Source organism: Achromobacter sp. D7-1, assembly GCF_059760445.1.
In genome coordinates this window covers 45,774-54,733 of sequence record NZ_JCBAMT010000043.1, presented here as the reverse complement: position 1 = coordinate 54,733, position 8,960 = coordinate 45,774, and the positions used below count along the sequence as shown (strand labels likewise).

Annotated in this window: 8 protein-coding genes; 2 read left to right on the top strand and 6 right to left on the bottom strand. The window is 66.5% G+C overall.

The genetic code is table 11. The annotated features are described in order from the left end of the window. Positions 1-34: 34 nt before the first annotated feature. The 4 genes from AC6LKD_RS18785 to AC6LKD_RS18770 all read right to left on the bottom strand — a co-directional run bounded on the left by AC6LKD_RS18785 (position 35) and on the right by AC6LKD_RS18770 (position 3,035). Complete coding sequence (locus AC6LKD_RS18785; RefSeq protein ID WP_498117072.1) at positions 35-598, bottom strand: hypothetical protein; 564 nt, start codon at positions 596-598, stop codon at positions 35-37. A 13-nt stretch (positions 599-611) separates the two neighbouring features. Continuing rightward, positions 612-1,142, bottom strand: a complete 531-nt coding sequence (locus tag AC6LKD_RS18780; RefSeq protein ID WP_498117071.1) for a carboxymuconolactone decarboxylase family protein — start codon at positions 1,140-1,142, stop codon at positions 612-614. A gap of 2 nt (positions 1,143-1,144) precedes the next feature. Then, positions 1,145-2,098: a Bug family tripartite tricarboxylate transporter substrate binding protein gene (locus tag AC6LKD_RS18775; protein ID WP_013392630.1), complete on the bottom strand. Its 954-nt coding sequence runs from the start codon at positions 2,096-2,098 to the stop codon at positions 1,145-1,147. Positions 2,099-2,168: 70 nt separating this feature from the next. Beyond that, complete coding sequence (locus AC6LKD_RS18770) at positions 2,169-3,035, bottom strand: amidohydrolase family protein (protein WP_492274657.1); 867 nt, start codon at positions 3,033-3,035, stop codon at positions 2,169-2,171. 97 nt (positions 3,036-3,132) lie between these two features. On the opposite strand from AC6LKD_RS18770, the gene AC6LKD_RS18765 reads away from it, so the two are divergent. Both AC6LKD_RS18765 and argG read left to right on the top strand, forming a co-directional pair. Further along, positions 3,133-4,065 carry a LysR family transcriptional regulator gene (locus AC6LKD_RS18765; RefSeq protein WP_013392628.1) on the top strand — a complete coding sequence of 311 codons (933 nt, stop codon included), beginning with the start codon at positions 3,133-3,135 and terminating at the stop codon, positions 4,063-4,065. Between the two features lie 77 nt (positions 4,066-4,142). Continuing rightward, positions 4,143-5,483, top strand: a complete 1,341-nt coding sequence (gene argG, locus AC6LKD_RS18760; protein WP_013392627.1) for an argininosuccinate synthase — start codon at positions 4,143-4,145, stop codon at positions 5,481-5,483. A gap of 408 nt (positions 5,484-5,891) precedes the next feature. Here the strand turns inward: argG and AC6LKD_RS18755 are convergent, their stop codons facing one another. Further along, entirely contained in the window at positions 5,892-7,820 is a 1,929-nt protein-coding gene (locus AC6LKD_RS18755) for a potassium transporter Kup (protein ID WP_041653043.1), read from the bottom strand. Then, a complete protein-coding gene (locus AC6LKD_RS18750; protein ID WP_013392625.1) occupies positions 7,817-8,932 on the bottom strand; it encodes a sensor histidine kinase in 1,116 nt (371 codons plus the stop codon). Before AC6LKD_RS18750 ends, AC6LKD_RS18755 begins: the two co-directional genes overlap by 4 nt. Positions 8,933-8,960 lie beyond the last annotated feature (28 nt).

Below are 8,960 nucleotides of genomic sequence, written 5' to 3'. Positions count from 1 at the left end.
TCGATGCGCAGGCCTTTTTTTCAGTTCGGCGAGGCTACAGGATCCGCTTGAACATGGTGCGGCGCGTGTTGCGGAACGACGGCCGCACGCGGCTGCTCCAGTCACTGGCGCGCACGGCCAGCCAGGGCGGGCTGCCGAAGGTCTCGCGCGTGTGCAGGTCGTAGCAGGCCAGGTAGCGCGGCGACTCGTCGCGGCATTCATAGCGCATGGCGCGCACCGTGCCAGGCACGGACGCCAGGCCCGGCAGATGCTCCTGGTCATACCAGGCATTCAGGTCGGTCTCCGCCTCGGGCAGCACATCGGTTTCGACAATGTAGTGCCACGGCGCGTCCTGCCCCGCCGAGGCGCCGGCCAGGTCCAGCGTCAAGTGCAGCACGCGGCTACGGGCGCCCGGAAAGCTCTCGGCCAGGCGGGCCCGCGCTTCCGGCAACGCGGCCGCCGGACCGCGCAGATAGACGTAGGTTTCGTCTTCTTCAACGGCGGCGTACGCGGCGGCGCGCAGGCCTTGCAATCCTTGGGTCAAGGTCCGCCCAAGTTCACCTGCCCGCGGTTCGTCGAAGCGCTCGCCCAGCGATACCAGCAATACGGTTTCCTGCACTCCAGTCTCCTTTTCAATGTCCGACGCGCAAGGCCACCAGGAAGCGCGAGACCATGTTGTACGCGCCCACGGTCGCCGCCAGTTCCACCAGCTGCGTGTCATCGTAGCGCGCGCGCAGCGGCGCGAACACGGCGTCCGGCACCTCGATGTCGCGCGTCATGGCGTCCGTCAGCGCCAGCACCTCGGCCTCGCCCGGCTCCAGGCCCTGCAATTCCGCAGGCGCAGGGCCGCCGCGCAATTCGTCGACCAGCGCTTGCGACATGCCAGCGGCCAGCGCGTGCGGCACATGGGCCTCGAACTCGTACGGCGCGTTGTTCAAGGTCGCCACGCGCAGGATGATCAACTCCCGCAGGCGCGGTGGCACCGAAGTGTTCAGGCGGATCGCGGTCAGCATCGCTTCCCAACCCTGGACCACGGCCGGGCTGTTCAGCAGCACCTGGTACAGAGGCGAGATGCGCCCCCGCGCAGCCGAGATCCGCGCCTCGACTTCAGCCAGTTCCGGGCGAGTGCCGGGCGTCACGAGCCCTACTCTGCATGCGTTCATTTTCACTCCGGACGGATGTTCTTGCGCTGGATCAGCGCGGTCCACTTCTCCCGGTCCGACGCGATCAGGGCAGCCAGTTCCTGCGGGCTGCCGGGCGCGGCCTGGGCGCCAAACTTCTCCAAGCGGGCGCGTACGCTCTCCGTGTTCAGCGCGGCGCGCACGGCCTGGTTGAGCTTGTCGATCGTGGCCGGCGGCGTGGCGGCCGGCGCCACGATGCCGTACCAGTTGTTGGACTCCACCCCGGCAATGCCTTGCTCGGCCAGGGTCTTGACCTCGGGCAGCAGCGGATGGCGGGTCGGCGCGGCGATGCCCAGGGGCTTGAGCTTGCCGCCCTGGATATGGCCGATCAGGCCCGGCACGTCGCCGAAGAAGCCCGACACCTGATTGCCCATCACGTCGTTGATGACCGGGGCCGCGCCCTTGTAAGGCACATGCATCACGTTCGCCTTGCTGGAGTCGGCGAACATTTCCAGCGTCAGGTGGGGAATGCTGCCGATGCCCGACGAGCCGATCGCCACCGATTGCGAGGCGGCTTGCGACTTCTTGACGAAGTCCGCGGCGTCGACCGCCGGATTGGACGGATTCACCACGAACACCGTGGCGTTGTTCACCACCTTGGACACCGGCGCGAAATCGCGCACGGGGTCATACGGCAGGTCCTTGTACAGCGCCGGGCTGATCGCGACCGCGCCCACGCTGGTCAGGAACAGCACCGAGCCGTCGGCGGGCGACTTGGCCACGTAGGCCGCCGCGATGTTGCCGTTGGCGCCGGCCTTGTTCTCCACGATGACCTGCTGCTTCAGCTCCTTGCCTAGTTGCTCGGCCAGCACCCGGCCCACCAGATCCACCGGCCCGCCCGGCGGGAAGGCGATGATGAGGCGCACCGGCCCGTCGGCATGGGCGGAGCCCACAGCGGCCAGGCTCAGCAAGCCGGCGGACAGTATTTTCTTGAACATGATGTCTCCTGATTGAATGGAATTTTCTTGTCATCCGCGCGCCGCCTGATGGCGGCCGCGTTTGCCGCGCCTACTCGAATCCGTACAGCCGCGCCGGGTTGTCCACCAGGATGCGCTGGCGCAAGGCCGCATCGGGGCAAGCTTCGAAAAACAGGTCGACCAACTCGCCGTCATCCGGCATGTCGCCCGCCACGTTCGGATGCGGCCAGTCCGTGCCCCACAGGCAACGGTCGGGCAAAGCCTCGGCCAGCGCGCGCACAAAGGGCAGGCCCTCGGCATACGGACGCGTGCCGGACGCGATGCGGTCGATGCCCGACACCTTGACCCAGGCCTGCGGCACCTGCGCCAAGCCGAGCAGCGCCTGCATCGCCGGCGACTCCAAACCATCGGCAGCTTTCAACCGCCCCATGTGATCGACCACGAAGGGCAACGGCAGCGTAGCCAGGCGCGGCAACAGTTCCGGCAGCATCGCGCCGTCCAGATGCAGGCACAGATGCCAGCCCAACGGCGCGATCAGGGCCACCACCTGGTCAAAGACCGCCGGATCGGGCGCACCGCCCAGATGCGGCACAAAGTTGAAGCGGGCCGCGCGCACCCCGCCCTCATGCAATTGCCTGACGCCGGCCTCGGTGGCGTCAGCCCCCAGCAGCGCCACGCCGCGATAGCGGCCGCCGCTCCGGGCCAGCGCGTCCAGCAACGCCCGGTGGTCGGAGCCATGGCAATTGGCCTGCACCACCACCGCGCGCTCCACGCCCAGGCGCTCGTGCAGCGCCGCCATGGCCTGGTAAGGCGCGTCCGGCGGCGTGTACGAGCGCCCCTCGGCATACGGAAACACGCCAGCCGGCCCGAACACATGGCAATGCGCATCGCACGCGCCAGGCGGCAAGGCGTGGCGGGGACGGGACGGTGAGGCAAGCGGAGGACGGCAATCGGGCACGGGCGGGTTCCTGCGGTGAAAGCGTCATGGTCCCGGATTGCCCGCCGCCCAACAATGCTATATCTTTGATTTCAGATATAGATTTTCCAAATATCCGATGGACCTGAAGCAGATCGAATACTTCCTGCGCGTGGCCGAGAGGCGCAGCTTCTCGCGCGCGGCCGAAATGCTGGACGTGGCACAGCCCACGCTCAGCCGCCAGGTCCGCCTGCTAGAACTGGAACTCGGCCAGCACCTGCTCTATCGCAACGGGCGCGGCGCCGAACCCACCGAGGCCGGACTGCGCTTCCTGGAGCACGCCCGCGCCCTGCTGACCCTGGCCGAACGCGCCAAGGAAGACCTGCAGACCCTGCGCGAAACGCCCACCGGCAAGGTCGTGGTGGGCCTGCCGCCCCGCATCGCGCGGGTGCTGACGCCGCCGCTGGTGCAGGCTTTCCGCCGCGGCTTTCCCGAAGCCTCCATCGCCGTGGCCGAAGGCCTCAGCGCCCAGGTGCGCGAATGGCTGCTGGCCGGCCGCGTCGACCTGGCCCTGCTCTACGATCCCGCGCCCTCACCCCAGCTGGCCTACGAATCGCTGTTCCGCGAAGACCTGGTGCTGGTGGCCGCCGCCGGACACCGGCCCGCCCTGCCCGCGCGCATCGCCGTGGCGCAACTGGGCGACTACCCGCTGGTGGTGCCCAGCCTGCCCAACGCCATCCGCACCCTGGTCGAAAGCGTGTGCCGCGCCCAGGGCGTGCGCCTGACCATCGCCGTCGAGGTGGATGCGGTCCAGACCATCGTCGAACTGGCCGCCCAGGGCGATGCCTACGCCATCCTGCCGCGCTCGGCCGCGCGCGGCCCCGCCGCGGAACACGAGCTGTCGCTCTGCGACATCGTCGACCCGATCATCACCAATGACCTGGTGCTGGCCAGCGCCCGCCACCGCCCCGCCACCCGGCTGGCCGCCGCCACCGCGCTCCTGATCCGGCGGCTGGAGCTGCCAGCCCTATTCGCGCCCCCCGGCCCATCCGCGGCAAAAGAGTTAAAATAGCGTCCGTTTCTCTTGTTTGGCGGCTAGCGGCTGTCCAAGTCTGCTGTCCAAGTCCTGTTGGCGTCTCACTTCAAACAATGACCACTATTCTCCCGAACCTTCCCACCGGCCAGAAGGTCGGCATCGCCTTCTCCGGCGGCCTCGACACCAGCGCAGCGCTCCTGTGGATGCGCAACAATGGCGCCATCCCCTACGCCTACACCGCGAACCTGGGCCAGCCCGACGAGTCCGACTACGACGAGATCCCGCGCAAGGCCATGGCCTACGGCGCCGAGAAGGCCCGCCTGATCGACTGCCGCGCGCAGATGGTTGCCGAAGGCATCGCCGCCCTGCAATCGGGCGCGTTCCACATCTCGACCGCCGGCATCACCTACTTCAACACCACCCCCATCGGCCGCGCAGTCACCGGCACGATGCTGGTGGCCGCCATGAAGGAAGACGACGTCAACATCTGGGGCGACGGCAGCACCTTCAAGGGCAACGACATCGAGCGCTTCTACCGCTACGGTCTGCTGACCAATCCGGACCTGAAGATCTACAAGCCCTGGCTGGACCAGCGCTTCATCGACGAGCTCGGCGGCCGTTCCGAAATGTCGGAATACATGCGCCAGGCCGGCTTCGACTACAAGATGTCGGCTGAAAAAGCCTACTCCACCGACTCCAACCTGCTGGGCGCCACGCACGAAGCCAAGGACCTGGAGCACCTGAACTCCGGCATCCGCATCGTCAAGCCCATCATGGGCGTCGCCTTCTGGCGCGACGACGTCGCCGTCAAGGCCGAGGAAGTCACCGTCCGCTTCGAGGAAGGCCATCCGGTCGCCCTGAACGGCGTGGAATACAGCGACCCGGTCGAACTGATGCTCGAAGCCAACCGCATCGGCGGCCGCCACGGCCTGGGCATGAGCGACCAGATCGAAAACCGCATCATCGAAGCCAAGAGCCGCGGCATCTACGAAGCCCCGGGCCTGGCCCTGCTGTTCATCGCCTACGAGCGCCTGGTCACCGGCATCCACAACGAAGACACCATCGAGCAGTACCGCGAAAGCGGCCGCAAGCTCGGCCGCCTGCTGTACCAGGGCCGCTGGTTCGACCCGCAAGCCATCATGCTGCGCGAAGCCGCCCAACGCTGGGTCGCCCGCGCCGTCACCGGCGAAGTCACCATCGAACTGCGCCGCGGCAACGACTACTCGCTGCTGAACACCGAATCGCCCAACCTGACCTACGCGCCCGAGCGCCTGTCCATGGAAAAGGTCGAAAACGCCCCGTTCACGCCCGCAGACCGCATCGGCCAGCTCACCATGCGCAACCTCGACATCGTCGACACCCGCGGCAAGCTCTTCACCTACGTGAAGACCGGCCTGCTCGCCTCCTCCGGCAGCTCGCTGCCGCAGCTGAGCGACGAAGGCAAGAAGAAGTAATTCTTCAAGGCCCAAAACAAAGCCCTTCGGCATGCCGAAGGGCTTTTTGCTTTACAAACACCAATCGCAAGACACCGCACAAGCCCCCAAAGGCCGCCCGCGCGGCCGGCCGGGGGCGAGCCCCGCAAGATCCTCCGCCACAACCCACTCCAGGCGAGAACGTCAAGCACACCAACCGGCCCAGCACCGGGACACACTCAAGCGACGCAGCCAGTGGCGACGGGGCCTGGGGCGCGCGGGGCGTCGATAAGCCCGAGGGAATCGGAAGGAGTCGCCGAAGGCGAGGACGACGATGACGACGGGGAAGCCCGGAGCGAAGGCTCCGGGCCGCAATCGTTGCCCCGCGCGCCCCAGGCCCCGTCGCCACTGGCGTCATAAGAACTCACCGCATCGGCAAGAACCCAGAGCCTAAAGCTCCACCTGCATCCCCATCTCCACCACCCGATTAGCCGGAATCTTGAAGAACTTGGTACTCCGCGTAGAGTTCCGCGCCATGAACGAAAACACCGCCCGCCGCCACCGCCACAACGCCGGCTTCCTGGCCGCCACCACCGTCTGCCGCGACAGGAAGTAGGAAGTCCGCATCGGCTCCAGATCAATCTCGGGATAGGCCTCCGCCACCAGCCGCAGCGCCTCCGGCACGTCCGGATCTTCCTTGAAGCCGTAATTGATCGTCGCCTGCCAGCTCGACGCCGACAGCTTGGTCACGGAGAAACGTTCTTCCGGCGAGACATAAGGCACGTCCGCCACCAGGATCGTCAGGAACAGCACATGGTCGTGCAGCACCTTGTTGTGCTTCAAGTTATGCAGCAGCGCCGGCGGCACATTGCCCGAATTCATCGTCATGAAGATCGCGGTGCCCGGCACCCGCGACGGCGGATATTCCTCCAGCTGCGCCATGAATTCCTTGAGCGGCTGACGGTCCCGCTGCTGCATCTCGGACAGCAGCCGGCGTCCGCGCCGCCAGGTCATCATCAGCGTGAACACCACGATGGCCACCAGCAGCGGCAGCCAGCCCCCCTCATGGATCTTGAACACATTGGCCGAGAACAGCAGCACGTCAAACAACAGCAGCAGGCCCAGCGCCACCAGCCACAACACACGTTTGATTCCGGTCGAACCGCGCGGCAGCACCGCGAAAGCCAGCACCGAAGTCGTGAGCATCGTGCCAGTGACCGCAAAACCATAGGCCGCGGCCAGATTGTCCGAATTGCGGAACAGCAGCACCAGGATCAGCACCGCGCACAGCAGCAGCGCATTGACCTGCGGCAGATAGATCTGCCCCTTCTCGACCGCCGAGGTGTGCAGGATCTGCATGCGCGGCCAGAAGCCCAGTTGCACCGCCTGCCGCGTGACCGAGTAAGCCCCGGAAATCACCGCCTGCGACGCCACGATGGTCGCGATGGTCGCCAGCGCCACGAGCGGAGCCAGCCCCCATTCCGGCGCCATCATGAAGAACGGATTGCGTATCGCCGTCGGATCGCGCAGCAGCAGCGCGCCCTGGCCGAAATAACACAGCGTCAAGGCCGGCAGCACCATGCTGAACCAGGCGCGGCGGATCGCCGGACGACCGAAGTGGCCCATGTCGGCATACAGCGCCTCGGCGCCGGTCAGGGCCAGCACCACCGCCCCCAGCAGCACGAAACTGATCCACGGAAACTCGACGATGAAGCGCAGCCCCCACATCGGATTCAACGCCCGCAGCACTTCCGGGGTCTGCCAGATCTGCCACCCGCCCAGCGCCGCCAACGTGCCGAACCATAGCAGCATCACCGGACCGAACAGTTTGCCCATGGCGCCCGTGCCGTGCGACTGGATCGCGAACAGAGCGATCAGCACCACCAGCGCCAACGGCACCACCCAGGCATCCAGCTGATGCGACACGATACCTATCCCTTCCAGCGCCGACAGCACCGAGATCGCCGGCGTGATCATGCTGTCGCCATAGAACAGCGCCGCGCCAAAGATCCCCAACACGATCAACACCCAGCGCAGCTTGCCTTCGCGCCCGCGCACCGCCAATTCCAGCAAGGCCAGCGTGCCGCCCTCGCCACGGTTGTCGGCACGCAGCACCAGGGTCACGTACTTGAACGACACCACCACCATCAGCATCCAGAACAAGATGGACAGCACGCCCAGCAGGTGGGCCGGCTCCAGATCGGTGTGCACGCTCAGTCCCGTCAAGCAGGCCCGCAGCGTATACAGAGGGCTGGTGCCGATATCGCCATACACCACACCCAGCGCCCCCATGATGAGAGCCGCGCGCGACGACGGCGCGTGTCCGCCGAGTGCATGCCCATTGGACGACGAAGGAACGCTGGCCGAACCTTGGCTCATGATGTAGGTTCTTGACGAGTGAGTTGGGCTCCCTTGCGGGGGCCGGGAAACACGACGGAAAGCCGTGTTCCTGAAAAGTCCGGGCGGCTGGTGAGCTTCCACCAGGCGCCATGCGCATGCGCGATTTCCCGCACGATGGCCAACCCCAGGCCCGACCCGCCCGCGGTAGCCGTGGGCGAGCGGTAGAAGGCTTCGAACACGCGTTCGCGCTCATCCGGAGAAATGCCAGGTCCGTCGTCCTCCACGGTCAGCGAAGGCGGATTGGCGCCGACGATCAGCGTGATGCGGCCGGTCTTGTTGCCATAGCGCAGCGCGTTGTCGATGAGATTGCCCAGCAGCTCGGCCAACAGCAAGGGATCGGCGTCGATCCAGATCGGCGCATCGGGCGCCACCAGATCCAGCTCGTAGTGCGCCTCGCGCACCCGCGGAAACCACTCCGCGCCGTTCGCGCGCACCCATTCGCACAGGTCGATGCGCACGAAACTGTCTTGCGGGCGGGCGTTGGGATCGGCGCGCGCCAGCACCAGCAGTTGCTGCCCCAGGCGGATCATGCGGTCGCTGACGGCCTTGATGCGTTCCGCCCGCGCCCGCACGTCGTCGGGCAAGGGACGCGCCAGCATCAGTTCGGACTCCAGCCGCAGGCCGGACAAGGGCGTGCGCAACTGGTGCGCCGCATGGCCGATGAAGCGGCGCTGCGCCGCCAGCGAGGCGTCCAGGCGCAACAGCAAGTCATTGGTGTGCGTCACCAGCGGCTCGATTTCGACCGGCACGCCGGCCACTTCCAGCGGCTGCATGTCGTCGATGGAGCGTTGCCTGATCTCCTCAGACAGATGATTGACCGAACGCAGCCCCGAGCGCACGCCCTGCACCACCACCCAGGTGAACAGCGCAATCAGCGCGATCTGCCCCACCACCATCAACCAGAAGAAATCTTCCAGCATCCAGAGCGACATGTCGATCTTGTGCGTGATGACCCAGGTGGCTGCCAGGTCCAGCAGGACCAGCAGCAGGATCGGCGGCATCAGGCGAATGACCAGATGCCGCGCCAGCGAACGAGAGGGAAGCAAGGGGCGAGAAGCCGGAGTAGAGGTAGGAGCGCGTTCCTGCATCATGACGCAATACCCTCGCCCAGGCGTATGG

Excerpts from the sequence above, each read along its gene's own strand:
- AC6LKD_RS18755 (WP_041653043.1), bottom strand. The coding sequence starts at position 7,820 with ATGAGCCAAGGTTCGGCCAGCGTTCCTTCGTCGTCCAATGGGCATGCA.
- AC6LKD_RS18780 (WP_498117071.1), bottom strand. The coding sequence starts at position 1,142 with ATGAACGCATGCAGAGTAGGGCTCGTGACGCCCGGCACTCGCCCGGAA.
- AC6LKD_RS18775 (WP_013392630.1), bottom strand. The coding sequence starts at position 2,098 with ATGTTCAAGAAAATACTGTCCGCCGGCTTGCTGAGCCTGGCCGCTGTG.
- AC6LKD_RS18750 (WP_013392625.1), bottom strand. The coding sequence starts at position 8,932 with ATGATGCAGGAACGCGCTCCTACCTCTACTCCGGCTTCTCGCCCCTTG.
- argG (WP_013392627.1), top strand. The coding sequence starts at position 4,143 with ATGACCACTATTCTCCCGAACCTTCCCACCGGCCAGAAGGTCGGCATC.
- AC6LKD_RS18765 (WP_013392628.1), top strand. The coding sequence starts at position 3,133 with ATGGACCTGAAGCAGATCGAATACTTCCTGCGCGTGGCCGAGAGGCGC.